General features: G+C 63.9%; 29 protein-coding genes. 14 read left to right on the top strand and 15 right to left on the bottom strand.

What is annotated here, in order from left to right:
• Window positions 1-47: 47 nt before the first annotated feature.
• Window positions 48-584 carry a fimbrial protein gene (locus PY254_RS00605; protein WP_281013552.1) on the bottom strand — a complete coding sequence of 179 codons (537 nt, stop codon included), beginning with the start codon at window positions 582-584 and terminating at the stop codon, window positions 48-50.
• A 449-nt stretch (window positions 585-1,033) separates the two neighbouring features.
• Between PY254_RS00605 and PY254_RS00600 the strand changes: the two genes are divergently transcribed.
• From PY254_RS00600 to PY254_RS00575, 6 genes are read left to right on the top strand one after another with little or no spacing between them, the layout of a single operon-like run.
• Window positions 1,034-1,960 carry an alpha/beta fold hydrolase gene (locus tag PY254_RS00600; RefSeq protein WP_281013551.1) on the top strand — a complete coding sequence of 309 codons (927 nt, stop codon included), beginning with the start codon at window positions 1,034-1,036 and terminating at the stop codon, window positions 1,958-1,960.
• A 53-nt stretch (window positions 1,961-2,013) separates the two neighbouring features.
• The gene (locus PY254_RS00595; protein ID WP_281013550.1) at window positions 2,014-2,628 is read left to right on the top strand and encodes a hypothetical protein; all 615 of its coding nucleotides are present in this window, start codon (window positions 2,014-2,016) and stop codon (window positions 2,626-2,628) included.
• Window positions 2,621-2,821: a type II toxin-antitoxin system RelB family anti-toxin gene (locus PY254_RS00590; protein WP_281013549.1), complete on the top strand. Its 201-nt coding sequence runs from the start codon at window positions 2,621-2,623 to the stop codon at window positions 2,819-2,821. Before PY254_RS00595 ends, PY254_RS00590 begins: the two co-directional genes overlap by 8 nt.
• The gene (locus PY254_RS00585; RefSeq protein ID WP_281013548.1) at window positions 2,818-4,395 is read left to right on the top strand and encodes an alpha/beta fold hydrolase; all 1,578 of its coding nucleotides are present in this window, start codon (window positions 2,818-2,820) and stop codon (window positions 4,393-4,395) included. The genes PY254_RS00590 and PY254_RS00585 overlap by 4 nt, the downstream gene beginning before the upstream one ends.
• Window positions 4,392-5,126: an ABC transporter ATP-binding protein gene (locus PY254_RS00580; protein ID WP_281013547.1), complete on the top strand. Its 735-nt coding sequence runs from the start codon at window positions 4,392-4,394 to the stop codon at window positions 5,124-5,126. Before PY254_RS00585 ends, PY254_RS00580 begins: the two co-directional genes overlap by 4 nt.
• Window positions 5,123-6,328, top strand: a complete 1,206-nt coding sequence (locus tag PY254_RS00575; RefSeq protein ID WP_281013546.1) for an ABC transporter permease — start codon at window positions 5,123-5,125, stop codon at window positions 6,326-6,328. The genes PY254_RS00580 and PY254_RS00575 overlap by 4 nt, the downstream gene beginning before the upstream one ends.
• A 30-nt stretch (window positions 6,329-6,358) precedes the next feature.
• Here PY254_RS00575 and PY254_RS00570 read toward each other — a convergent pair whose 3' ends face one another.
• Together PY254_RS00570 and folE are read right to left on the bottom strand one after the other, a co-directional pair.
• A complete protein-coding gene (locus tag PY254_RS00570; RefSeq protein ID WP_281013545.1) occupies window positions 6,359-6,655 on the bottom strand; it encodes an EF-hand domain-containing protein in 297 nt (98 codons plus the stop codon).
• A 29-nt stretch (window positions 6,656-6,684) separates the two neighbouring features.
• On the bottom strand, window positions 6,685-7,287 hold the full coding sequence (gene folE, locus PY254_RS00565) for a GTP cyclohydrolase I FolE (RefSeq protein ID WP_281013544.1): 603 nt from the start codon (window positions 7,285-7,287) through the stop codon (window positions 6,685-6,687).
• A 224-nt stretch (window positions 7,288-7,511) separates the two neighbouring features.
• On the opposite strand from folE, the gene PY254_RS00560 reads away from it, so the two are divergent.
• The 3 genes from PY254_RS00560 (at window position 7,512) to PY254_RS00550 (ending at window position 9,263) form a co-directional block, all read left to right on the top strand.
• The gene (locus PY254_RS00560; RefSeq protein ID WP_281013543.1) at window positions 7,512-8,042 is read left to right on the top strand and encodes a hypothetical protein; all 531 of its coding nucleotides are present in this window, start codon (window positions 7,512-7,514) and stop codon (window positions 8,040-8,042) included.
• A complete protein-coding gene (locus PY254_RS00555) occupies window positions 8,039-8,251 on the top strand; it encodes a helix-turn-helix transcriptional regulator (protein ID WP_281013542.1) in 213 nt (70 codons plus the stop codon). The genes PY254_RS00560 and PY254_RS00555 overlap by 4 nt, the downstream gene beginning before the upstream one ends.
• A gap of 109 nt (window positions 8,252-8,360) precedes the next feature.
• A complete protein-coding gene (locus PY254_RS00550) occupies window positions 8,361-9,263 on the top strand; it encodes an acyl-CoA thioester hydrolase/BAAT C-terminal domain-containing protein (protein ID WP_281013541.1) in 903 nt (300 codons plus the stop codon).
• Between the two features lie 4 nt (window positions 9,264-9,267).
• Here the strand turns inward: PY254_RS00550 and rmuC are convergent, their stop codons facing one another.
• Window positions 9,268-10,908, bottom strand: coding sequence for a DNA recombination protein RmuC (gene rmuC, locus PY254_RS00545; RefSeq protein ID WP_281013540.1), 1,641 nt, complete (start codon window positions 10,906-10,908; stop codon window positions 9,268-9,270).
• Between the two features lie 123 nt (window positions 10,909-11,031).
• Between rmuC and PY254_RS00540 the strand changes: the two genes are divergently transcribed.
• On the top strand, window positions 11,032-12,225 hold the full coding sequence (locus tag PY254_RS00540; protein ID WP_281013539.1) for an NAD(P)/FAD-dependent oxidoreductase: 1,194 nt from the start codon (window positions 11,032-11,034) through the stop codon (window positions 12,223-12,225).
• Here PY254_RS00540 and PY254_RS00535 read toward each other — a convergent pair.
• The 8 genes from PY254_RS00535 to PY254_RS00500 form a co-directional block, all read right to left on the bottom strand.
• Window positions 12,208-13,086 (bottom strand): alpha/beta hydrolase, encoded by an 879-nt coding sequence (locus PY254_RS00535; protein ID WP_281013538.1) that lies wholly within the window; start codon window positions 13,084-13,086, stop codon window positions 12,208-12,210. The genes PY254_RS00540 and PY254_RS00535 overlap by 18 nt on opposite strands.
• A gap of 132 nt (window positions 13,087-13,218) precedes the next feature.
• Complete coding sequence (locus tag PY254_RS00530) at window positions 13,219-14,391, bottom strand: class I SAM-dependent rRNA methyltransferase (protein ID WP_281013537.1); 1,173 nt, start codon at window positions 14,389-14,391, stop codon at window positions 13,219-13,221.
• 139 nt (window positions 14,392-14,530) lie between these two features.
• Window positions 14,531-14,866 carry a VOC family protein gene (locus PY254_RS00525; protein WP_281013536.1) on the bottom strand — a complete coding sequence of 112 codons (336 nt, stop codon included), beginning with the start codon at window positions 14,864-14,866 and terminating at the stop codon, window positions 14,531-14,533.
• Window positions 14,867-14,899: 33 nt separating this feature from the next.
• Window positions 14,900-15,334 (bottom strand): hypothetical protein, encoded by a 435-nt coding sequence (locus PY254_RS00520; protein ID WP_281013535.1) that lies wholly within the window; start codon window positions 15,332-15,334, stop codon window positions 14,900-14,902.
• Window positions 15,335-15,362: 28 nt separating this feature from the next.
• The gene (locus PY254_RS00515; RefSeq protein ID WP_281013533.1) at window positions 15,363-16,541 is read right to left on the bottom strand and encodes a glutathionylspermidine synthase family protein; all 1,179 of its coding nucleotides are present in this window, start codon (window positions 16,539-16,541) and stop codon (window positions 15,363-15,365) included.
• Window positions 16,541-17,080 carry a DUF1190 domain-containing protein gene (locus tag PY254_RS00510; protein WP_281013532.1) on the bottom strand — a complete coding sequence of 180 codons (540 nt, stop codon included), beginning with the start codon at window positions 17,078-17,080 and terminating at the stop codon, window positions 16,541-16,543. The genes PY254_RS00515 and PY254_RS00510 overlap by 1 nt, the downstream gene beginning before the upstream one ends.
• Window positions 17,081-17,201: 121 nt before the next feature.
• The gene (locus tag PY254_RS00505; RefSeq protein ID WP_281015117.1) at window positions 17,202-18,161 is read right to left on the bottom strand and encodes a serine/threonine protein kinase; all 960 of its coding nucleotides are present in this window, start codon (window positions 18,159-18,161) and stop codon (window positions 17,202-17,204) included.
• Entirely contained in the window at window positions 18,158-18,598 is a 441-nt protein-coding gene (locus PY254_RS00500) for a hotdog fold thioesterase (protein ID WP_281013531.1), read from the bottom strand. Before PY254_RS00500 ends, PY254_RS00505 begins: the two co-directional genes overlap by 4 nt.
• A gap of 62 nt (window positions 18,599-18,660) precedes the next feature.
• On the opposite strand from PY254_RS00500, the gene PY254_RS00495 reads away from it, so the two are divergent.
• Window positions 18,661-19,719 (top strand): 2Fe-2S iron-sulfur cluster-binding protein, encoded by a 1,059-nt coding sequence (locus tag PY254_RS00495; RefSeq protein ID WP_281013530.1) that lies wholly within the window; start codon window positions 18,661-18,663, stop codon window positions 19,717-19,719.
• A gap of 67 nt (window positions 19,720-19,786) precedes the next feature.
• On the opposite strand, the gene PY254_RS00490 is transcribed toward PY254_RS00495, so the two are convergent.
• From PY254_RS00490 to PY254_RS00480, 3 genes are all read right to left on the bottom strand, one after another.
• Window positions 19,787-20,233: a rhodanese-like domain-containing protein gene (locus PY254_RS00490; RefSeq protein ID WP_281013529.1), complete on the bottom strand. Its 447-nt coding sequence runs from the start codon at window positions 20,231-20,233 to the stop codon at window positions 19,787-19,789.
• An 87-nt stretch (window positions 20,234-20,320) separates the two neighbouring features.
• Complete coding sequence (locus PY254_RS00485) at window positions 20,321-20,737, bottom strand: hypothetical protein (protein ID WP_281013528.1); 417 nt, start codon at window positions 20,735-20,737, stop codon at window positions 20,321-20,323.
• Window positions 20,738-20,793: 56 nt separating this feature from the next.
• Window positions 20,794-21,264, bottom strand: a complete 471-nt coding sequence (locus PY254_RS00480) for a YiiD C-terminal domain-containing protein (protein WP_281013527.1) — start codon at window positions 21,262-21,264, stop codon at window positions 20,794-20,796.
• A gap of 60 nt (window positions 21,265-21,324) precedes the next feature.
• Between PY254_RS00480 and PY254_RS00475 the strand changes: the two genes are divergently transcribed.
• Genes PY254_RS00475 through PY254_RS00465 form a run of 3 tightly spaced genes read left to right on the top strand, consistent with a single transcriptional unit; the run spans window position 21,325 to window position 24,581 of the window.
• On the top strand, window positions 21,325-22,122 hold the full coding sequence (locus PY254_RS00475; protein ID WP_281013526.1) for a uroporphyrinogen-III synthase: 798 nt from the start codon (window positions 21,325-21,327) through the stop codon (window positions 22,120-22,122).
• Between the two features lie 57 nt (window positions 22,123-22,179).
• On the top strand, window positions 22,180-23,328 hold the full coding sequence (locus tag PY254_RS00470) for a uroporphyrinogen-III C-methyltransferase (protein ID WP_281013525.1): 1,149 nt from the start codon (window positions 22,180-22,182) through the stop codon (window positions 23,326-23,328).
• Window positions 23,325-24,581 carry a heme biosynthesis HemY N-terminal domain-containing protein gene (locus tag PY254_RS00465; protein WP_281013524.1) on the top strand — a complete coding sequence of 419 codons (1,257 nt, stop codon included), beginning with the start codon at window positions 23,325-23,327 and terminating at the stop codon, window positions 24,579-24,581. The genes PY254_RS00470 and PY254_RS00465 overlap by 4 nt, the downstream gene beginning before the upstream one ends.
• Window positions 24,582-24,707 lie beyond the last annotated feature (126 nt).

Raw genomic sequence — 24,707 nt, 5'->3', positions numbered from 1 at the left:
ACACGAGCACCGCTGCAGCCGGGAAGCTGCAGCGGTGGCGCTATTGCTTACAGATAGGTCAGCGTGAAGCCGACGGACGACGTGACCAGGCCCGCCGAGGTGGCAGCTGCGGTCGCGATGTACTGCGCCTTCAACGCGGTCGAACCAGCGCCGCCGCTGATGCTGATGGTCGGCGCATTCGTGTTGGTCGAAGTGTTGATCGCGGCATTGCTGCTGTTGAGCAACTGGATCTGCACATTCGCACCGCCGCTGGTGGCGTTCTTCAGGTTGCCGGTGGTGCTGTCCACGTTGGTGCCTGCGGTGAAGGCCATGTTCGCCGCCGTGGCATTGTTGTCACAGCCAGTCAGCGCGATCGTGAACGGCGTGGTGCCAGCCACGGTACCCGCGCCGGTGAACGCGCCCGTCATGACGGTGGGCAGGGTGACCGTGCTGGTCGTATTGCCGTTGACGTTGACGACGCACGTATCGGCGAGCACCTTGCCGCTGAAATTGATGGTGCCGCTATTGGCAGCGTGGGCGCTCGGCGCGAACGCGGTAGCGGCGATGACGGCGACCAGCGCGGTCGCGAGCAGGGACTTGTTCATGGATTGATACATCCTCATGGTGAATAAAGGCAGTCCGGCACTGGGGCATCGCTTGGCGCTAGCAGCAATGCATCGGCGTGAACCGGTGGTTCGGTGAACCTGATCCACCCGGATCAGGTAAAAACCACGTGCTCCAGTGTGGTTCGCAAGATTCACAGCAACCGCCGTGCCACAAATGCCAGTGGAGCAGGTTTCCCAGACAATGGCGGTGTGGTGCGGGTTTTCCGTCGCGAGACGGAGTTTTGACAGTTGGTTGTCAGGCTTGCCTTACAAATTATGTCACGGGGCGGACATTTTGCGTCACATAGTTCCATGAATTCAGGCTTGTGTGGCTTTTCACCTCAGTTACTTTCTGAATATATGTAAAGTTCGCTTGACTTAGGTCGAGCCCTGGAAATAGGATGCGCTTGTCAAGCGTGCTTGACACCTCATCCCATTCGGAGCTCGTCATGTTCATGCCAAGTTTGTCGGTCCGTCCAAGTTTTCGTCGGTTGCTTCCGCTGCTGCTGTTGGCCGCAGGCGGGCTACTGGCACAGCCTGCTGTGGCCACGGAGCAGGCGGGCACGCTCAGCGTGCAGCGCCACGGTAATCACGGTAGCGCGGTCATTCTCATTCCCGGGTTGCAAGGTGGTCCGTGGGTCTGGCAGCAAACGATCGATCGCCTGCAAAAAGACCACGTGGTGTATGCGGTGACGTTGGCCGGGTTCGATGGCAAGCCGGCACCCGCCGATGGCGGCAATTTGTTTGATCGCGCCGATGAGTCCCTGCTGCAGCTGATCAAGCAGGACAAGATCGACAAGCCGGTACTAGTCGGCCACAGCCTGGGTGGCACGCTGGCGCTGCGCTTTGCCGGCGAACATCCCGAGTTGATTTCTGGTGTGGTTGCGGTGGATGGCTTGCCGATCTTCCCGGGCATGGAGCGCGCCAGTGCGGAACAGCGCCAGGCCATGGCTGCGCAGATGCAGCAGCAGATGGGCGCGGCGACTCAGCCGCAGTTCCAGGCACAGTCGCTGGCCTACATGCAGAAGATCGGCGTGATTGATCCGAAGCTGGCCGCGCAATACGCGCCGATGAATGCGCGCAGCGACATCAAGGCCAGCGCCCGGTACATGGCAGAGGATCTGGTATTCGATGGTCGTACCGGCTTGAAGAACGCCAACGTGCCGATCCTCGAAATTTCGCCCTATAACGCGCCGGATTTCAGCACGCCGCCGATGGTCATGAGTGAAGTGCAGAAGACCGCTTACTACCAGTCGCTGTTGGCCGATGCGCCGAACGCGAAAGTGGTCTCGGTCTCGCCCTCACGGCACTTCGTGATGCTCGACCAGCCGGTGAAGTTCCAGCAGGCGCTGGACAGTTTTCTCAAGTCGCTCTGAGCTGATCACACGATCGTTGCCTGAACCACACCGCATCACCAGAGGGACCGTCCATGTCCAACGCGTTGCCACCCTTATCACCGCCGGCCAGGCTGCCCACCCAGCGCAGAGTGCTGATTGTTGCGGCAATCATCAGCGCCCTGATCGGAGCGATCGCGTTGGCCGTGGGCAGCATGGCCGGCTATGCATGGCTGGTCCGCCTGGGTTGGGTGGCCATCGCCACTGCGGCGGTGTGGGTGGTTTGCGCCATGGCACGCAAGCCCGAGCGCCTGCGCTCCGTGCAGATGCGCTACATCCGTGAATTCTTCCCGGCGATGGTCGGTTACATGGTTTTGCTGCCGGTATCGATCCTGTTGTTGAAGCAGGTATCGATGCCGCTGCCACTCAAGGCCTTCGTGGTGTTGCTGCCCGCGTTTCCCATCCTGCTGGTGATACGCGCAATGACGCGATTGTTGCGCGGGTTGGACGAGCTGCAGCAGCGAATCCAGTTGCAGGCGATGGGGCTGACCTGCGCCATCATCGGCGCGGGCACCTTTGCGCTGGGCCTGTTGCAGGGGGCACAAGTGGTGCCGGTGTTCCGAGATCAGATCGTCTGGGTCTTGCCGGCGACATTCGCCGTGTGGGGTGTCGTGGTTGCCATCATTTCGCGGCGCTATCGCGATGAATAACCATATGCGTGAATTGCGTAGTGAGCAGGGCTGGTCGCAGGCGGATCTGGCCGAGCGACTGGATGTTTCGCGGCAAACCATCAACGCGATCGAGACCGGAAAATACGATCCGAGTCTGCCGCTGGCGTTCAAGATTGCGCGACTGTTCAGTCAAGCCATCGAATCCATTTTCCTGCCTGGGGATGACGTGTGAGCCTGAAGTCCTCAAAGCGTACCGGGGTGATCGTGGCGATTGCGGTGGCGATCCTGTCGGCTCATCACGTCACCAGTCGTCACGCGCAGGACAAGGCGCCGTCAGCCGCAACGATTCCGCCGACCACCGGCACAGAAACGGTGGCCAAGGCGCCGGCGGCAATTTGGAAGCTGGGCTCGCTGACGTTGACGGCCTGCAATCTGGGCCAACCGAATTCAGGCCTCACCACGGCGGCCTGGTGTGCTGATTTTCCCGTGCCGGAAAACCGTGCCGACCCGCATGGCCGCACGATCAAGCTGAAGCTGGCGGTGCTGCGTGCACGCGCGCAGGTCGCCAGTCCAGACATGCTGGCCTTCCTTGCCGGAGGTCCCGGCCAGGCCGCCACCGAGTCGGCCGGCAGCGTCGCCAGCGTGATGCACTCGTTGCTGGCACACCGGCATGTGCTGCTGCTGGATCAGCGCGGCACCGGTGGCTCCAATGCGCTGCGTTGCAGTGAGTCTGACGGCCCTGCCGCCGCTGACGACGATACATCCTTCGATGCCGACAAATTACGCGCCGCTGCGGCCACTTGCCTGAAGGGTTTGCAGGCGCACGCCGACCCCCGCTACTACACGACTACCATCGCCGCCCAGGACCTTGAAGATGTGCGCAAGGCGCTGGGCTCACCGGCGCTTGATCTGGTCGGCGTGTCCTACGGCACACGAATGGCGCAGCAATATCTGATGCGCTTTCCGGCCAGCGTGCGCAGCGTGGTGCTGGACAGTGTGGTGCCCAATTCGCTGGCACTGGGCCAGGACTTCGCGCGCAACCTCGATGATGCGCTGAAGGCACAGTTCGCCCGTTGCGCTGCCGAGCCTGCGTGCAAGCAGGCGTTTGGCGATCCTGGCCAGACCTTGTACCAACTGCGCGATGCGCTGCGCGCCAACCCGCATCCGGTCAGTTTTCGCGATCCGCAGACCTGGCAGACGGTGAAGCGAGTGCTCGATGAGGATACCCTGGCCAGTGTGGTGCGCATGTTTGCCTACCGACCGGGCAGCGCCGCCTTGTTGCCGTTGTCGATCAACACGGCAGCCCATGGTGACGTGGGGCCGCTGCTCGGTCAGGCGCGCCTGCTGTCAGGTGACTTGTCGGAACTGATCGGTGGTGGCATGCAGTACTCGGTGATCTGCGCCGAGGATGCCGACCTGCTGGTCGATCGCCCGCAAGACGCTTCAACCATTCTCGGCACCCGCATGGTCGATGCGCTGAAGACGGTCTGCTCGATCTGGCCGAAAGGTACGCGTCCGGCTGACTTCCATCAGCCACTGAAAACCGACAAGCCCGTCCTGCTGCTCGCTGGCCAGTACGACCCGGTGACGCCGCCGCGCTATGCGGAGGAGGTGGCCAACGGTTTGCCGAATGCGCGCGTATTGGACTTCAAGGGGCAAGCGCACGGCGTGATGACGGCAGGCTGTGCGCCGCAGTTGATCCAGGATTTCATCGAGAAGCCCGAGCCCAAGGCGCTGGATGCCAGCTGCCTGAAGCGGCTGCAGCCCACACCTTTCTTCATCGACTTCAACGGAGCTACGCCATGATCGAGGTGCGGGATTTGCACAAGGCGTTCGGCGCGGTGAAGGCCGTGGATGGCGTCACTTTCGCGGCACGTGATGGCGAGATCACCGGCCTGCTCGGTCCCAATGGAGCCGGCAAGACCACCACCTTGCGCATGCTCTACACCCTGATGACGCCTGACCGTGGTCAGGTATTGGTGGATGGCATTGACGCCGCTGTCGATCCGCTTGCGGTGCGCCGCCAGCTTGGCGTGCTGCCGGATGCGCGCGGCTTGTACAAGCGACTGAGCGCGCGCGAGAACATCGACTACTTCGCACGCCTGCACGGCTTGCCGGAGGAGCTGCTGGCGACTCGTCGCGAGGCCTTGATCGAGGCGCTGGATATGCGTGATATCGCCGACCGTCGTACCGAGGGTTTCTCGCAGGGGCAGCGCGTCAAGACAGCGATCGCTCGCGCCTTGGTGCACGATCCGCGCAATGTGATTCTCGACGAGCCGACCAACGGGCTCGACGTGATGGCCACCCGCGCGCTGCGCCAGTTCATGCAGCGGCTGAAGGGCGAGGGACGTTGCGTACTATTTTCCAGCCACATCATGCAGGAGGTGGCTGCGCTGTGTGACCGCATTGTGGTGATTGCACATGGTCGCGTAGTGGCCGACGAAACGCCCGATGCGCTGCGCGAACAAACCGGTGAGGCGAATCTGGAAGAGGCCTTCGTCAAGATCATTGGCAGCGAAGAAGGACTGGCCGCATGAAGACGGCCAGTGCAGTATCCACGCGTCGCAGCGCATGGCTTACCGTGTTCCTCAAGGAAGTGCGCGAGAACCTGCGCGACCGGCGCACCTTGATGAGCGCCTTCCTGACCGGCCCGCTGCTGGGTCCGCTGTTGTTCCTGATGCTGATCAGCTTCACCGTGAACCGCGAGCTGGACAAGGCCGAGCAGCCGCTGACCGTGCCGGTGATTGGTGCGCAATACGCGCCAAACCTGCTCGATGTATTGCGCGCCGGTGGCGTGATGCCCGGCCCTGCCGTGGCTGATCCCGAGCAGACCGTGCGCGCGCAGGATGCGGATGTCGTGCTGCGGATTGCCCCGGATTTCGGCAAGGCGTGGCGCAAGGGCGAGCCGGTGCAGGTCGAGTTGTTCCATGACTCGTCCCAGCGTGACGCGCAGAGTTCGGTGGAGCGGGTCACCCGGCTGATCGAAGGCTATGCCCGCCAGCAGGGTGTGATGCGACTGGTAGCACGCGGTCTGTCACCGACCACGGCGTGGCCGCTGCAGGTCGCTGCGCGTGATCAGGCGACGCCGCAGTCGCGTGCCGTGCTGATGTTCGCCATGCTGCCGTACTTTCTGGTGATCACGATCTTCATGGGTGGCATGTATCTGGCGATCGACCTCACCGCCGGCGAACGTGAGCGGCAATCGCTGGAACCGCTGTTTGCCAATCCGGTGCCACGCTGGAAAATCCTGTGCGGCAAGCTGGCGGCGATCTGCGTGTTCTCCACCGCCAGCCTGTTGATCAGCCTGCTCGCGTTCGCGGTGATGGGCCACTTCATTCCCGCGGAAAAGATCGGCATGGAACTGGACTTCGGTGTGCATTTCGCCAGCGTGGTGCTGCTGTTGATGCTGCCACTGGTGCTGCTGCTGGCGGCGCTGCAGTCGATGGTGGCGGCATTTGCCAGGAGTTACCGCGAAGCACAGACCTACATCTCGTTGCTGATGTTGCTGCCGATCCTGCCGAGCCTGTTGTTGTCGTTCCTGCCGATCAAGGCGAAGGCATGGATGTATGCCGTGCCGTTGATGGGGCAGAACCTCGGCATCATGCAATTGCTGCGTGGCGATGGTGTCACCGACGCGCAGATTGGCTTGTGCCTGGCGGGCAGCCTCGCAGCGGCGCTGATTGCGGTGTTGGTGACCATCGCGCTGTATCGCTCGGAGAAGCTGGCGATCTCGACCTGAGGGGCCGCTTGTCCGGGGGTGGATGAGTAGTCAGCGCGGCGGTGCGGTCAGCTCGCGTGCGCTGAGGTAGCCGTCGTGATTGCGGTCGAGTCGGTGGAACTGGCGTCGCAGGTTGTCCTGGAATTCGTGCAAGGTAACGGGCTTGCCGCGCCCGCCCGGCAGCTCGGATCGCTCCAGAATGCCGTCGCCGTTGCTGTCCATCGTGGCGAAGCCGCGGCTCATCCAGCTGACGTACTCGGACTCGCTGACCCGGCCGTCCCCGTTGCTATCAAACATGCGCAGATAGGCGGCGCGGCTGTCCTGCGCCGCCGCGACAGTCGGCAGCAAGGCCAGCCACCAGACGAGTCGCCGGATGTTCAGCGATGGCCGCCGTGGATGCCGATGAACTGCAGAAATTCGGCGCGGGTGCGCGCGTCCTCGCGGAACGTGCCAAGCATCTGGCTGGTCACCATCGACACGCCGCGCTTGTGCACGCCGCGGGTAGTCATGCATTCGTGGCTGGCGTCGATCACCACCGCCACGCCGGCCGGCTGCAGGGTTTCCTGGATGCAATGGGCGATTTCCGCGGTGAGCTTTTCCTGCACCTGGAAACGCCGCGCGAAACCGTCGACCACACGCGCCAGCTTGCTGATGCCGACCACGCGGTTGGTCGGCAGGTAGCCGACATGCGCACGGCCGATGATCGGCGCCATGTGATGCTCGCAATGGCTCTCGAACTGGATGTCGCGCAGCACCACCATTTCGTCGTAGCCCTGCACTTCCTTGAAGGTGCGTTTGAGGAAGTCGGCCGGGTCTTCGGCATAGCCGGAGAACCAGTCGCCGTAAGCCTTCACCACGCGTTTTGGCGTGTCGAGCAGGCCTTCGCGCGTGGGGTCTTCACCGGCCCAGCGCAGCAGCGTGCGCACGGCCTCTTCGGCCTGGTCGCGGGTGACGTCGGTTTGCTTGGCGTGGTCGCTCATGCCGTGTCCTTGGGTCAATCGAAGGGAAAGTTTACCCGCATGCCAGTCTCGACTGGCCGCTTCAGGTTTGTTGTCCGTACGACGTAGTGCGGCGATCGGATGCCTGCGCTGGCTGACGAAACACAGTTGGCAGGCAGTTTGGGTGGGTGAAGCTGGGGCAAAAGTCATGTTTACATGACAATATGTAATGTCTAACGTACATAGCGTCTATTGGAGATGACACCATGTCCCGTTCCCGGCGTTATGCCGTGCAGATTCCCCTGTCGTTGCTCGCGTTCTATGTGCTGTTCGTGCTGCCGGATATCGACCTCGGCTGGCCGGGTGGTCTGGCCATGCTCGCGGCGGCCTGGCTGGTCTGGTACCTGCTGTGGGCGAGCCTGCGGGAATCGGCTGCGGCGGCGAAGGCAGACGACTCCATGGCGCCGGAAGCCTCGGCGATCGGTCGGCCTATCAGCTGGGTGGTGATCGCCTGGCTGGTGGTGATGCGGGTGCTGCGCAAACGCTGGCGCGACACCGTGGAGGCCGATGAGCGCGATCGCCACATCGAGGCACGCGCCAGTAGCTGGGCGCGCGGCGGGCTTTCGGTTTTCATGCTGGCGCTGGCGGTGATGTTCGCCTTCACGCCGCTGGATCATCTGCGCTGGGCCAGGCCGATGACACTCTCCAATCTGTTTATGGCCGGCCTGATCGCTTCGTGCCTGCTGGAGTACGTGGTGACCGGCATGACCTGCTGGCTTGACCGGCGCAGCGCATGACTGGCACGCCGATCGGCAACGTCATCCGCAAGCTGCGCTTCGAGCATGGCGAGATGACCCAGCAAGCGCTGGCCGATGCCTGCGGTATCACCCGGCAGACGGTGATTGCCCTGGAAGGTGGCAAGTACGCGCCGTCACTGGAACTGGCGTTTCGCATTTCCCGCGCGTTCGGTGTGGGGGTGGAAGACGTATTTCAATGGAAGCGCTGAGTTTTCGAGTCGTGCTGATTCAGTGGTTGCGTCACGTTGTTGCCGTTGCCCTCCGAGCAGCACTCCGGGGAAACGCTAGAGGAAGATGTTGCGGAATATTTTCAAATGGATGGCCATTTCGGTCGTAGCCATCATCGTCGGCGTTGTCGGCTACGGCTGGTATCAGGCGAAGACGTTCGATACCACCACGCTGCCGACCAACTACGGCAAGGTGGTCAGCAAACTGTACCTCGGTGAGGGTGAGCGGCAACCGTTGCTGGCGGGTTTCGGTGGTGCCGAGGGCGGCAACGCCTGGGCCAGCCGGCATTGGCAGGGCGAGCGCGATACCTTCGTCAAGCAAGGCTACGCGTTCCTTGCGCCGGGTTACTTCGGCATGCCGGGCACGCCTGAGCGGCTGGATCGCCTCTCGCTGGACGCCGTACATGACGCCATTCTTGTCGCGGCGAAAAATCCGCAGGTCGAAGGTCGCTGCATCGCGCTGATCGGCGGCTCACGTGGCGCCGAACTGGCGTTGACCGTGGCCAGCCGTTATCCGGACATCAAGGCGGTGATGGCTATCGTGCCCGGCAGCGCGGTGTTCGCGGGCAATACCCCATCGATGAAAACCTCGGCATTTACCTGGCACGGCAAGCCGCTGCCCTATGTGCCGGTGCCATGGGCCGCCGTGCCCGACCTGCTGAAGCACCACCTGCGCGAGGCCTTCGAGAAGATGCTGACCAACCAACCAACCAACCAGCCGGCGGTCGAGGCCGCTGCCATTCCGGTCGAGCGCATCAACGGGCCGGTATACCTGATGTCGGCAACCCACGATGAGTTGTGGCCGTCGCAGCCGATGGCAGCGGCGATGATGCGACGCCTCGATACGCATCAATTCGCCTTCACCCACACCCACGACGTATTCGACGGTGGTCATGCCGCCCCGCTGGCGCACTTCGACCGCGTCCATGCGTTTCTCGCCAGCAACTTCCTTGCCCAAAGCGCGCAGGGCTGCCCGCGATCAACCGCGTTGTAGACGACTACTCGTCGTCGCCGCCGTCGTCGTCGCTCGCCAAGGGTGCGTCATCGAGCAGCAGTTGGCTGGCGTCACTGGACAGCGATTCCACCTCGCGCAGCGTGCGTTCGATGGCGCGGGTACGTACCCCCGCGCTGTCGATGCTGTTGCGCGCAGCGTCGAGTTGCTTGCGGGTCTTGTCCAACACCACACCGAACTTGCCGAACTCGTTCTTCACCGCGCCGAGGATCTTCCATACCTCGCTGCTGCGCTTGGCGATCGCCAGCGTGCGAAAGCCCATTTGCAGGCTGTTGAGCAAGGCGCTCAGCGTGGTAGGTCCTGCTACGGTCACCCGATGGTCGCGCTGCAGGTTCTCGAACAGGCCAGGGCGACGGATCACCTCGGCGTAAAGCCCTTCGGTGGGCAGATACAGCACCGCAAAATCGGTGGTGTGCGGCGGCGCCACATACTTGCTGTGGATGCGTTTGGCTTCCTCGCGCACGCGGGTCTCCAGCGCGCGACCGGCCGCCAATGCGCCTTCGGCATCGGAGGCTTCCTGCGCGTCGAGCAGGCGCTGATAGTCCTCGACCGGAAATTTCGCATCGATCGGCAGATAGACGTGCTCGCCTTCCTCTTGCCCCGGCATGCGGATGGCGAACTCCACGCGGTCATTGCTGCCCGGTACCGTGATCACGTTGGAGCCGTATTGCTCGGCAGTGAGCATGTCTTCCAGCAGCGCGCCCAATTGCACTTCGCCAAAGATGCCGCGCTTTTTCACGTTGGTCAGCACGCGCTTCAAATCGCCCACGCCGGCAGCCAGATTTTGCATTTCGCCCAGCCCGCGCTGTACCGCCTCCAGTCGCTCGGAGACCAGTTTGAACGACTCGCCGAGACGCGTTTCCAGCGTGGCGTGCAGCTTCTCGTCGACGGTGGCGCGCATCTGCTCCAGCTTTGCGGCGTTGTCCTGCTGGATCGCGCCGAGCTTGGCTTCCAGCGTGGCGCGCATCTCGCTCATGCGCTTTTCGTTGTCGGCGGTGAGTGCGGCCAATCGCTGCTGTTGCTGTTCGCCGAGCCGGTTCAACGTAATGGTGACTTCCTCACGCCCCTTGCGCGCATCGTCGACCAGTCGCTGGGTCAGCGACTGCAAACCGGTATCGGTGCGTTCGGTGAGCTGGGTGAGTCGCGACTCCAGCGTCGCGCGTACTTCGCCCATGCGCTTTTCGTTGTCACCGGTCAGTGCCGCGAACTGTTGCTGCTGTTGTTCGCCGAATCGACCCAGCGTGAGCGCGGCCTCCTCGCGGCTCTTGCGACCATCCTCGGCCAGCCGTTGCGCCAGTGTCTGCAAGCCGCCATCGGTACGCTCGGTCAGCAGGGTCAGGCGCTGGCCAAACCCGTCGATGCGTTCGGCCTGCTGTTGCGACATGCCGTTGAGCTGTTCGCCCAGATGGCTGCGGAAGCGATCGAAGCCTTGCTGCAGTTCCTCGCGGCCAGCACGCTGCTCTTCGCGCAGGGTGCGCTCTACGCGGGCGCTGTCGTCTTTCAGGGCGTCCAGCTTGATGCCAAGGCCGGGGTCGCCGCGGCCGCGCAGCAGCATGATCACCTGCAACAGCAACAGCGCTGCAGCGAGGATGACGAGGACGATCAGCAAAATTTCATTGAGCGGCATGGAACGTTTTCCCGGGGTAATGCATCCAGTGTACGTCGAGCCGTCTCATGGGCTGCGCCCGGATTTCACGTAGCCGTTGCCGGGGCGGCGCATCATGGGCTGATATCAGCCCGGGAGAACGTTATGGAATACACCCACGATTACCTGATCATTGGTGGGGGCATGGCTGCTGATGCGGCGGCCAAGGCCATTGCGGAAGTCCAGCCCGGCGCGAACATAGGCATCGTGGGCGATGAGGCGTCACCACCGTACCAGCGGCCGCCGTTGAGCAAGGCCTTGTGGAAGGGCGACAAGTCGCCGGCCGACATCGATCTGGGCACAGCGGGCAGTGGCGCAATCCTGCATCAGGGGCGCCGGATCGAGTCGCTGGATCGTGCCGCGCATGTGGCGCGGGATGATCACGGCGACACGTATCACTACCGCAAGCTGTTGCTGGCCACCGGTGCCACCTCGCGGCAACTGCCGTTCGAAGGTGGCGAGCGCATCATCCACTTTCGTACGCTGCAGGATTACCAGACGCTGCGCCACTACGCCCAGCCCGGCGCGTACATCGCGGTGATTGGCGGTGGCTTCATCGGCTGCGAGCTGGCCGCGTCGCTATGCAGCCTCGGCTGCAAGGTCACCATGTTGTTTCCCGCGCAGACGCTGGGTGCGGGGCGTTATCCGGATGATCTCGCACATAACCTCGACGACTACTACCGCAGCAAGGGCGTCGACTTGCGCAGCGGCGTGCAGGTCACCGGTAGTCAACCCACCGATGGCGGGGTGGAATTGACCTTGTCCGATGGCAGCCTGCTGCGCGTGGAAGCGGCGGTGGCCGGCATCGGCGTGACACCGAACACGGGGCTGGCCGAGCAAGCCGGCCTGGCCGTCGACAACGGCATCGTGGTGGATGCCCAACTGCGGACCGGCGACGCGGACATCTGGGCGGCCGGCGACGTGGCCAACTTCCACAGCGCGGCGCTGGACCGACGCATGCGCGTGGAACATGAGGATGCGGCGGTGAGCATGGGCCGGCACGCCGGTCGCGCGATGACCGGTATCAGCGATGATTACACCGCGACGCCACTGTTCTATTCAGATATGTTCGATCTGGGCTACGAAGCGGTAGGTCTGCTCGATACCCGACTGCAGGTGGTTGAAGACTGGCGCGAGCCCTATCGCGAGGGCGTGGTGTATTACCTGGACGCCGGTCGCGTGCGTGGCGTGTTGTTGTGGAATGTGTGGGATCAGGTCGATGCGGCGCGTGAGCTGATCGCGGAAGTCGGGCCGTTTGACGCGGCATCCTTGCGTGGCCGGCTACCGCGCAACGCCTGAGACAAGCGGCGTGTCAGAGTCACATGGGCTTTGGCTCTGCTGTGCACAAAGCATGGACAGGGTCGCTTGCAGCATCCGGTTTCGGGCCAGCAAATACGTGGTTGAGTGTGTCCCGCCCGGGACCACGACAAGTTGCAGGTTGCCCGGCATGCCGGCTGCCTGTAGCTCTGCAAGGGGCGTCTGGCTATCCGTCGCGCCCTGAAATACGACGGTGGGCATATCCAGAGTGGTCGACAGCGCTTCGGTGAGCGAATAGTCATGTGCGATCAGTCTGGAAACCGGTAGCCGCGTTAGCGGCGCCAGATACCAGCGTGCGCTCAACCGAAGGCGAATCGCGGATGAGAACGAGGGTGCGGTGCTCTCCAGGATAAGTCCCGTCGGATGCGATCTTCCTTCCGCATAGGCTGCGACCATGGAGCCTAACGAGTGGCCGTACACCACGACGCGATGGCCTGGACAGGCGGCCTGAGCAGCAGCGACTACTTGTGCGGCCAGCGCTACAAGCTCGTGCAGATGAGCTGTGCCGGCGGCGCCATTCTGCCCCGAATAGCTGACGGCAAGGACGCCGATACCCCGCGTGGAAAATGCGGGGAATAGGTGCTGCTGGTAGGCCGGGATGAGGCCATGTTGGCCGGGAAAGAAGACGACACAGCCCAGCTTCGGCACTCCGTAGCGCCGTACCAGCATGGCATTGCCATCATCGTTGTGGATGCGCAAGAACAGCGGTGCAGTCGCCGGTGCGGACAGATCGACATGTGGCAGCAGCAGCGGCTCAAGCGCGAAGCGCAGCAGGCAGGCTCCAGAGACGACATAGAGGCACGCCAGTGTCGCAACGGTGAGCAGAAGCGTTCGAATTCTCATGCTCTGATGGACGTCTGACAGATAGGCAAATTGTCGGGAGCCTTTACAAGCACATCCTGTGCGCGCTGCTCTGTTGCCGATTTTGTCAGGAGCATCACGCACGGGGTGCGCTGCTGCGCCGGCTGTATCGACTCAATCCACCCGGCAGAACACCGCCTTCAGATAGCGACCTTCCGGCACGTCGGTGCGGAACGGGTGATCGGCGCCGGCGCCGCGGATTTCCAGTACCTGTATTTCGCGGCCGGCGTTCAGCGCCACCCGGCGCAGCATTTCCAGGAACTCGCCTTCGCCGACCAGTCCGGTGCACGAGCAGGTCAGCAGCAGGCCGCCGGGCGGAATGATATCCAGCGCCATGCGGTTCATCGCGAAATACTTCTTTAGCGCGTCCATCACCTTGCTGCGGTCGCGGGTGAGCTTGGCCGGGTCGAGGACTACGGCGTCGTAACGTTCGCCGCGAGCCACGGCAGCGCGAACCCAGTCGAAGATATCGGACTGCTCGAACGTCACCGCGACGTTGTTGGCCTCGGCGTTGGCACGGGCCACCTCGAGGATGCCGACGTCCAGATCCACGCCGACCGCCTCACTCGCGCCAGCGGCCATCGCATGCACGGCGAAACCGCCGGCATTGCAGCACAGGTCGAGCACGCGACGACCTTTCGCCAGTTCGGCAAAACGCTTGCGGTTGTCGCGCTGGTCGGCAAAGAAACCGGTCTTGTGGCCGGAGCCCGGTGCAGCGTGGAAGCGCAAGCCGTGTTCACGCACTTCGAACGCGGCAGGCACTTCCGGGCTGCGGCAGTCGAAGGATTCCTGCTTTTGCACATGCGATTCGGCGAACCAATAAAGCTCTGCGCCCGGGAAGTGACTGAGCAGCGCGCCATTGATCGCCTCGCGGAATTTCCACATGCCGGCAGCGAAGTATTCGATCACGATGACATTGGCGTAGCGGTCGACGATCAAGCCGGAAAGATCGTCGCCCTCGCTATGCACCACGCGCCAGGCGTCGCTGACCTGATCCAGTTGCAACCACTCGCGACGCAGTTGCACGGCGCGGGCGATGCGTGCGGAAATCCACTCGGCGTCGATGCTGGCTTCGGCATGCGTGTCCAGCACCCGCAGTGCGATGCGCGCATGGCCGTTCCAGAACGCGCGGCCAACAAAGCGACCTCGCGAGTCCTGCACTTCGACCACGCTGCCCGGTGGCAACTTGCATTCCGGCTTGTAGATCTGTGCCGACCAAACCCACGGGTGGCCAGGGTTGCGATCGGATTTCAGGCGGATGACGGGCAGCGCGGCAGGAGTATTCATCCGCGCATGATAACTGGTGGGGGCAACAATTCGGCTGGTAACCGCAGGGCGGGCACTGCCCGCCGCTGTTGTTTTTCGGCTTCGTGGCGGAGGCGGCGGGCAGTGCCCGCCCTACGCAGCAAGCGTTCCGGGAATGCGCTCAGTCCGCCTGCATTACCGCCAGTTCGTTGCCATGCGGGTCGAGAAACTGGAAGCGGCGCCCGCCGGGGAAGGCGAAGATCGGACGCACGATGCTGGCACCTGCCGCCGTGACCGCCGCCAATGCCGCTTCAAGGTCGTCCACGCTGATCACCGGCAGTGGCGCGCGTGGCGCTTCGGCAGCGTCGCCCTGCAAACCGATATCGACATCGCCGGTCATCGTGCAGGCGTAGCTCGGGCCGAAACTGGTGAGCTCCCAGCCGAAGGCGCGGGTATAAAAAGTCCGCGCGGCCTCGATGTCGCTCGCTGGCAGTTCGATGTAATTGGGACGCGCCATGGTCAGCTTCTCGGGAGTGGGAATGGACGGAGCTCAACGCAGCCGCAGCACCAGCCACGACAGCAGTGCCAACAGGTTGATGCCGATACGTGACACGGACGGACCGGCAGCGGCCAGCATGAAACCCTGTGAGCCGAAGTGCCAGTCGATACCCAGCCGTGGCGTCGCCTGCAAGGTGGCGAACACGTTGACGAAGGCGCCGCAGTGCAGGCCGTAGCTGAGCACCGGCAGGGCGAGTAGCGGCAATTGCAGCAGCTGTGCCCAGCGCGACATGCGCACGCCGTGTTCGCTGCCGGCGACCAGCTGGATACCGGCAGCGAGCACGAAGCCATACAAGGCCAGGCCGAGCAGGGCGATCAGGCTGTCGTGGGCGCCGAACGGCAACAGGCGCTGCAGCATCGCCGCCACACCATAGAAACCACCGGCGATTTCGAGGACGCCGATCAGGCGGAACAGAACAGTGCGCATGCGAGGCCTTGGCGGAAAAAACGCAAGCTTAGGCGATCAGCACGCCGCGCGCTTCCTCGACGATCGCGTGCGGTACGAAGCGCGCGCTGTCCTGGGTGACCAGCGAGCTGTCTTCGCGAATGCCGATGCCGCAGGCGCGGTCGCCAACCACCCAGCTGCCGATCAACGGATAGTGACCGTCGAACGCGGTCAGCGGATGGCAGGCCTGACGGATGCATGGGCCGTCGTATGGGCCGTCGGTGCGCAGCTCGCGTCCGTCATCCAGATGCATCGCGATGTTGGCGCCCTCGCGTGAGTGCAGCGGTTTGCGCACCCAACCGCGTGGCAACTCGCCGCCGGCATCGAACTCGGCCGGCAACAGGTTCGGATGGCCGCGATGAGCCTCCCACAGCAGCGGCAGAATGCCCTTGTTGCTCAGCAGTGCTTTCCACGGTGGCTCGATCAATTGCAGCCTTGCGCGTGGCAGGTACGGTCCGAACGTTTCGCGGAACATGTCTTCCAGCGGATACAGCTTGAACAGGCAGCCGATCACGTTGTCGTCGAGGTCGGTGAAACGGCCATCCTCGGAAATGCCGATGTCCTCGATCGCCAGCGTGCCGCAGTCGATACCGGCTTGCAGCGCGCAATCACGCAAGTAGGCAATGGTGCCCTGGTCTTCGGTGGAGTCGCGCACGGCGGCGAAGTGGAATGGCCGCGCGATACCGCGGGCGATCGTGCCGAATGCTTCCACCAGCGATTCCTGGATCGAATTGAACTGGTCGCTGCCGGCAGGTAGCTGCCCACGCGCGAGTTGATCTTCCAGCCATTGCCACTGGAAGAAGGCGGCCTCGAACAGCGAAGTTGGTGTGTCGTAGTTCAGTTCATAAAGCTTGGCCGGAGCGCTGCCGTCATAGGCAAAATCCATGCGCCCGTACAGATGCGGCTGGCGTTCGCGCCAGCTCTGCGCAATCCAGTCGCGGTACGGTTCGGGAATGGCCAGCTGTTGCATGTGCTGCTCGCTGCCGACGATGCGCTCGACCATGTCCAGTGCCATCGCGTGCAGCTCTTCGCTGGGCGCCTCGATGTCGTGCTCGATCTCGCGCAGGCTGAAGGCGTAATACGCTGATTCATCCCAGTACGGCGCGTCATCGATGGTGTGGAACCCAAAGCCGCAGTCAGCGGCCTTCGCACGCCAGTCGGAGCGTTCGGCCAGTGCGATGCGGCGCATCAGCTGCCGAAACCGCGGCTGCCGCTGGAGCGGCCGAAGCCCGAGCGGCTGCTGGTGACGGCACGGTCTGGTGTGGCGGTGACTGGCACCATGCCGGTACCCGTATTGGCGCCGCGATAGACGCCGCCTGAAGCGCCATCGGCCGCTGGCCGCTGCCAGCCGCCATTGCTGTCGCGAAATGCTGGCGCGCTGTTGAAACCATTCGTCGCCACGCCGTTGCGCATCATCTGCGATAGGAAGAAGCCGGTCATCAGCGGGCCGAAGAACGAATGATTGTTGCCATCGCTACGTTCGGCGCACTGCTGCGCGCCATAACGGGCCTCGCATTCCTCGCGGTTCGCAAACCGTGGGGCTGTAGCCAGCGACTCCTGTTTCGCCTTGGCGAACGCTTCGTTGCAGCTTGCGCTGTCGTTGGTCTGCGCTACGCAGGCTTCGACCGAGGTGTACAAGCCCTCGCGCGACTGGTTGCGGTCACAGGCGGTCAGCAGCAGCGGGGCGGTGCTCATCAGCAGCAGGGCGGCGGTGCGGGATCGTTTCATGGGTGCGCTCGGCAAAATATCCGCTCAAGCATGCCTGCTTGGCTGGATAGATGAAAGTTCTTGCGGATGGATAGGATTTGGAAACCGCAGGAGCCCGCTGGCGGGTTGCTACAGGCGATAGCTATTCCAGCTCATCCGACAGGTCGTGCAGATCGGCGATGTGTTGTTCCCACCAACGAGACTCGGCGGCGAACGGGAACGCGGCGGGGAACGCGGGATCATGCCAGCGGTTGGCGATCCAGCCGGCGTAGTGCAGCTGACGCATCGCGCGCAAGGCCGGAATCAACGCCAGTTCGCCATGGTCGAAATCGCGGAACTGCTGGTAGCCCTCCAGCAGGGCCTTCATCGTGCGTTCGTCGCCGGCCAGCATCCACAAGTCCTGCACCGCCGGGCCGGTACGCGCGTCATCGAAGTCGACAAAGTGCGGGCCGGCATCCGTCCATAACACGTTGCCAGGGTGGCAATCGCCATGCAGACGCAACTGGCGAACCGGGCCGATCGCTTCCATGCGTGCGCCGATTGCCGCGTCCAACCGCTTTGCGGCGGCACGATAATTGGTGGCCAGCGCCGCGGGCAGCAAGCTGGAATGGAGTACGTCCTGCATCGGTTGCTGCACCATCGTGTCGCGATCCAGCCGGCCGCGATGCTCGAATGGTGTGCGCGCGCCGATCAGGTGCATGCGCGCAATCAGCCGGCCCAGCCATTGCAGTTGATCGTCGGATTCCAGCTCCGGTGCGCGGCCACCCCGGCGCGGACTCAACGCATAGCGGAAACCTTGGTGATGCAGCAGAGTCTGACCAGCGAACGCAAGCGGTGCGACAGCCGGCAGTTCGGCGTCGGCCAGTTCCTGCGCGAAGGTGTGCTCTTCGAGAATCGCCGCGTCGCTCCATCGGCCCGGCCGGTAGAACTTTGCGATGACTGGCTGGCTCGGCTCAGGACCATCCTGTTCCAGTCCGACTTGCCACACGCGGTTCTCGTAGCTGTTCAGCGCCAGCAAGCGGCCGTCTGGCCACAAGCCGCAGGTGCTTACCGCGTCCAGTACCAGGTCGGGAGTGAGGTTGGCGTACGGGGCATCGTTCAACGCGGCGCCATCGTGCGTGCCGGAATCACCGCCATGGTGATCCGCGACATGCATACCAGCGAGCCTTCCTCGCTTTCAATGCGGATCTCCCACACTTGGGTGGTGCGGCCGATGTGCAGCATCTTCGCCGTGCCGGTGACGGTGCCGCTGCGCACACCGCGAATGTGGTTCGCGTTGATGTCCAGACCGACTGCCAGTTCCCGGGTCGGGTCCAGCGTCAGCATGGCTGCGGTGCTGCCCAGGGTTTCAGCCAGCACCACCGAGGCGCCGCCGTGCAGCAAGCCGTAGGGCTGATGGGTGCGATGGTCGACCGGCATGGTGCCTTGCAACCAGTCGTCGCCGATCGCGGTGATGCGGATGCCCAGCGTCTCCATCATGGTGTTGGCGCTCCATGTGTTGATGCGGGCCAGATCGGGTTCCTGCTTCCAGATGCTCATCGTTGATTCTCGTGGGTCGAACCCGCATTGTTGTCCGCAGTCATCGCCACGACAATGCATGCGTGTTCAAAATCACCCTCAAAACTTCCGGCCGTCAGTTTTCGGTGGCGGCAGGCGAAACCGTACTGGAGGCCGCGCAGCGGGCGGGTGTGGCGTTGCCTTATTCGTGCCGTGCCGGTGTCTGCGGCAGTTGCAAGGCCACCTTGCTGGACGGGCGCTGCGAGTATCCGCGCAACCCGCCGCTGGCGCTGAACGCTGACGAGCAGGCGCATCATGCCGTGTTGCTGTGTCAGGCGGTGCCGACGAGTGACCTGCTGCTGGAGGCGCGCGAGGTCACCTCGGTGGAAGACATTGCGCGACGCCAGCTCAGCATGATGGTGACCGAGAAATGGGCGCTGGCACCGGATGTGACCGGCCTGCGGCTATTGCCGGCGCGTGGCGAGCGTCCGCTGAAGCGGTTGTCTGGCCAATACATCGATGTGCTGCTGGAGGACGGCAAGCGCCGGCCGTTCTCGATCGCCAATGGCCCGCAGACCGACGGCATGATCGAAATGCATGTACGCCATGTCGCTGGTGGCGGCTTCACTTCCTGGGTCAGCGCTGGCCTGCAGCCCGGTGATCACCTGCGCGTCGAAGGGCCGCTGGGGACGTTTGTGGCGCGCGAGGATTCGGAGCGACCGATGATCTTCATGGCTGGCGGCACCGGCTTTGCACCCGTGAAGGCGATCATCGAGCACTTCATCGCGTTGGGCACGCGTCGTTCCATCCAGTTTTACTGGGGTGCACGGGTGGCGAGTGATTTGTATTTGCGTGGATTGGCCGAGCGCTGGGCCGGCCAGTTGCCGAACCTCGCGTTCCACGCCGTGGTGTCCGAGGGCGGTGAGGTGGCTGGCTTGCGCACGGGTCTGGTGCACGACGCGGTACTGGCCGACCACCCGGATCTGTCCGGGCACGATCTCTATATGAGCGGTCCGCCGGCGATGATCGATGTCGCGCACCCTGCGTTCCTCGCCGCTGGGCTGCCGGAAGATCGGCTCTACTACGATTCGTTCGAATACGCGCCCGACGTGCTGGCGCAGATCATTGCCGGCCGTGCCGGCATTCGCGACCTTCCGCTGTAGCAGCGCACCTTGTGCGCGCTGCGCTGGAGCCGGTGTTGCTCAAGAGGTTCGCCCTCAGGCTGGGCTTCTACCGGTTGCCCTTGGCGACCGGCAATTGCGCAGCGTGCCAGGCCAGCACGCCGCCATCGAGCCGATGGACCTTGCCGAAACCCGCCTTGACCAAGCGCTGCGCGGCCTTGACCGAGTTGCCACGGCCATCCTTGTCCATCACCACCACGGGCAGTTCCTTGGCCTTGGCGAGGTCCTTGTTCTCGGGATCGAACTGGCTCATCGCCACATGCTTCGCACCGGGTACGTGCATCTTTTCGAACTCGGCAATCGCTGACAGATCGATCAGCAGCGGTGTCTCGCGATTGATCAGCAGGGTCAAGCCGGCGGGGCTCAGCTCCTTGACCCTGCTGAACAGCGTGCTGATCTGCATGACGATCAGCGCCACCAGCAGGATTGCGAACAGGGCCACCAGGGCCGTGTTGTTGCCGATAAATCCGGGCAATTTTTGCAGAAAATCATTCATCGTCAGTCCACTTCGCGCAAGCGCGGCAATCAGCTAAACCGGCGATTATACGGGGTTGCCAGCTGCCGCGCGGACGCACGCTGCCACTCAGTCCTGGGTGATGTCCGGCAGGCCGCTCATCAGCCACCAATGCTTGGTGGCCTCGTCGTAGTGCCAGGTCTGGTGGTCGACAATGCTGCGCTCGGACTGGGTGTGGATGTTGACCAGGTTGATCACCGCCGTCTGCTGCACGTCGGTGTCGTTGATCGGCACGGGGCCGGCGCCATCGTCGTACTCGGTGACCCGCACCTGCTGGAAGCGCGCGCGTTGCAGCGAGGTCAGCGGATGCGCGGTGCGAACCTTGGGCTCGATGAATTGCGTAGCGCTCTGAAAATCGCCCCAGCGCAGGGTACTGCCGTAAGCCTTCAGCGTGGTGGTGAGCGAGTCACTGCGCGTCTTTGTGGCGCAGCCCGCCAGCAGCAATACCGACAGCAGTACGACAACAATGCTGGTAATCCGACGCATGTGATTTTCTCCCCGAGAACGTTTCGCCCATTCTGCCTGATGCACGGCTTGTCCACTCAATCGCGGCGTTTGGCCACGAAGCGCGCGTTCAAGATGCACGCCGGTTCACCGTTCTCACCCGGTACGATGCAGTCCACCGCAATGCGCGCCCGGCCACGTGCCTGCAGCGTGTTGAAGAATATCGACCAGTCGGCGTCGGCGGACAGTCGGGCTTCGCTGAGGAAGTCGTCCCACAACGGCGCCAGGTAACGCACGCTGGATTCGGCGACGAACACGTCGCAGGCCATGTCGCGCTGGCGCAGTGCCAGCTCAACCAGTGCCCAACCGCTCAAGGTCATCACGCTGACCAGGCTGCCACCGAAAGCGCAGCCCTTGTCATTGATGTTGGGCGCCAGTGGCGCGCGCAGCGTGAGGCTGTCGTCGTCGTAACCGGCGAGCTCCAGGTCCATCGCATGGGCCAGCGGAATCTCGTCACGAATGAACTGGATCAGTTGTTCTGCTTGCAGGGTCGCTTCAATCGTACTCACGTGATGGGGATTCGCGTGCGGGGAAGCCCGACAGTGTAAAGCCACCGCTACACTGCGGCCATGACAGTGAGCGAACACGGTGCGCGGACGCAGCGACCAGCCCCCCGTAGAGCGGCGGGGCTGGGTGGCCGGATCGTGGTGATTACTCGGCCGGTCGGCACGGCTGCGGCGCTGGCGCGCCGGGTGCGTGCGCTGGGCGGCGTGCCGTTGCTGTTGCCCGGTCTTGCGTTGCGTGGCATCACGGACGTCGATGCTGCTCGAGCCGGGCTGCGCGCCGCGCTGGCGGACGAGATGATCGTGTTCACCAGCCCGGCAGCAGTGCGCCATGCGGTCGCGCTGCTGCCGTTGCGCACAACTGCGCGGGTGCTGGCGGTGGGCCAGGGCACCGCGCGGGCGTTGCGTCGGCACGGTATTGCGGAACCGTTGGCGCCGCGCCAGCAGGACAGTGAAGGTCTGCTGGATCTGCCTGAGCTGCAGTCGCTGCACGGGCGTCGGGTGGCCTTGATCGGTGCGCCCGGTGGTCGCGGCGTGCTGCGTGAGCAGCTCGCTGCACGTGGTGCGCAACTGCGCGAGCTGCATGTCTACCAGCGCGTTCCGCCACGGCTGAATGCTCGCCATGTGCAGGCGTTGCTGCAGTTACCGGTAACGGCGCAGGTGCTGCTGTCCAGCAGCGAGGCCTTGTGCAACTTGCAGCAAAGGTTGCCGGCGCCCGCGTGGAAGCGGCTGTGCGCTGCTTCCGCCGTGGTCAGCAGCGAACGACTGGCCGGGGCGGCGCGAGCGGCCGGTTTTCGGCGCACTCGCGTGGCGGTTTCAGCCGTGTCCGCCGACTTGCTGGCCGAGGCCATCGCCGCAGCATGAGTTTTCTTCACGTAGAGGTGCTACGAACGGGCCCGTATGGGCTGCTAGCATGCGTGCATGAGCAACCAAGACCAACCAAGCAAACCCGAGGGCGTTCGTCCCGATCCTGCGCCGCGTGACGCCGTACTGGTTGAACCGCCGGTTCGTCCGACGCGATCGGCTCCGGTACATCCGGCGCCGCGCTCGCATGGCGGTGGCACGCTGGGCTTGGCGGTGCTGCTGGCGTTGATCGCCGTTGGCGCATCCGGTTACATCGGCTGGCGCCAGTGGCAACAACAGCAGGGCACGGCTGCCGACAGCCGGAATATGGCTGATTTGCAGCAGCGTGTAGCCACGCTGGAGACCACGCTGACCGCCCTCGACCAACAGCGCAGCAGTCTGAATCAGCGGCTGGATGATGCTGCGCAAGTCAATCGCTCGTTGCGCGACGAGTTGCTCGGTCAGGCCGAGCGTACGCGCCACGTCGAGGACGCGGTGGCGAAGCTCGCCGAGAAAAGTTTGAGCGGTCGTGACGGCATGCTGCTGGATGAAACCGAGTCGCTGTTGCGCATGGCCGGTGAGCGCTACACGCTGTTCCATGACGCGCAGGGCGCCGCTGCAGCTTATGCGTTGGCTGACCAGGCTCTGGCAGCCGTCAACGATGGCGCTTTTGGTGGGCTGCGCCAAAGCATCGAGGCCGAACGTGAAGCGCTGGCGAAAAGCCAGCCGCTCAGCCAGAACGATGCCTTGCAGCAATTGCTGGCGCTGCGTGGCGAGTTGGCCGCGCTGCCGCTGAAGCCGCTGGATCATCCTGCTACCCAGGCTACCGATAGCTGGTCGCGGGTTCGTCGCGCATTGAGCAGCGTGGTCAGCGTGCAGCGCGACAATGGCGCGCCGTTGGCCGTCGCCGACGCACGGTTCGCGCGTGAATTGGCTGCGCTCGACCTGGCCCAGGCGCAGGCCGCCTTGCTCGCCTACGACAGCAAGGATTACGCAGCGGCATTGCAACGGGTGGATGCTGCGCTGGCCAGTCAATTCGATCTGGCTACGCCGGAAGTACAGCAGGTGCGCGCGAAGTTGCAGCAGTTGGCCAGTCAATTGCCGACGAAGCCCACGGTGCAACTCGGCGCGGCGTTGAACGAATTGCGCAACCTGCGTGCAGTACACGCCCTGGGCAGCCCGACGCCGAGCCATGATGCGGCGGCGGCGGGCGAGGCGCGGCCATGAAGCTCTGGTACTGGGTGCTGCTGGCGGTGGTTGCCGCGGCGTTGGCCGCGTTTGGCTGGCACTGGGTGGCCGAAGATCCGGGCTACGTGCTGGTGCGCCTGCGTGGCTGGAGGGTGGAAACCACCGTGGTGGCGGCACTGGTCATCCTGCTGCTCGGATGGGCTTTGCTGACCACCTTGTGGCGATTGCTGCGCTGGCCGTTCGGCGCGCTTTCGCGCCGGCACCGGCGGCTTAGCCAACAGCGTCTGGGCGCTGGCCTGATCGCGTTGATCGAAGGCCGTCACGGTGATGCCGAGCGTGATCTCAATCGCGCCTCGCGACTGGACAGTCTGCGTGGCCCGGCCTTGCTGGCTTCCGCTGAAGCTGCCTCGCGCCGTGGCGAGCATGGCCGTGCGCTGGAGGCGCTGGATCAGGCTGCACAATCGGTGCCGCAAGCCGCACGCGTGTTACGCGCTCGCGTGCTGCGTCGCGATGGCAAGCCGGCCGAAGCGCTGGCCTTGCTGTTGCCCGACTCCGACAAAGGCACGCTGACGCCCGGTGGTTGGCGTGAACTGGTGCAGGCGGCGCTGGCAACCGGTGATATCCGCCGTGCCCGCGAGGCGCTGGCGCCGCTGCAGAAAAGTGGTGCACTGGGCCATCGCGCCTATGCGGCGCTGGAAACCCAGGTGTTGGTGGCTGCCATCAACGCCACCCCGGATGGCGCCACGCTCAACGCAATGTGGTCTCAGTGGCCCAAGCCACAGCGTCGGCTGCCTGCGGTGGTTGACGCCTACGCGCGTCGCGCCGCCAGCTTCGGACTGACCTTGCCGGCGATGGATGAGGTGGAGTCGGCGCTGCGTCGTGAATGGTCGCCGCTGTTGATCGAAACCTACGGCAGCCTGGCCGGCGACGACATCGAAGCTCGTTTGCGGCGTGCCGAAGGCTGGCTCGACGCGCATCCGAACGACGCGAATCTGTTGCTCACCCTCGGCCGCATGTGTGTGCGGCTGAAAGTGTGGGGCAAGGCGCATCAATACCTGCAGCGTTCGCTGGCGCTTGCGCCAGGCGCAGCGGCCTGGGAAGCGCTGGGCGATGCCTTTGCCGGGCGCGGCGACACTGCGCAGGCGCAGCGTTGTTACCGTAACGCCCTCGCATTTTCTCGCGGCGAGGCGGTCACGCCGCTGGCGCAATCGGCCAGCCCGATGCAGCCGGATACGCATCCGATTGCGATCGAAGAGCGCGATGTCCACGGGGTGCCGCGCCTGCGCGAGTGATCGCAACAAGTTGCGTGCAGCACTCTGATTTCGTTTGAATTTACGATGGTGATGCGGGCGTCTTGCCTGCGACGTCACGGCTCGACTTGAGCGTGCGCTCAGGGTCTAGACTGCCAGTCAATCACC

Source organism: Rhodanobacter sp. AS-Z3 (assembly GCF_029224025.1).
GTDB lineage: Bacteria > Pseudomonadota > Gammaproteobacteria > Xanthomonadales > Rhodanobacteraceae > Rhodanobacter.
Note: the sequence above shows the minus strand (reverse complement) of the source record. Positions and strands in the feature narration are given on the sequence as shown.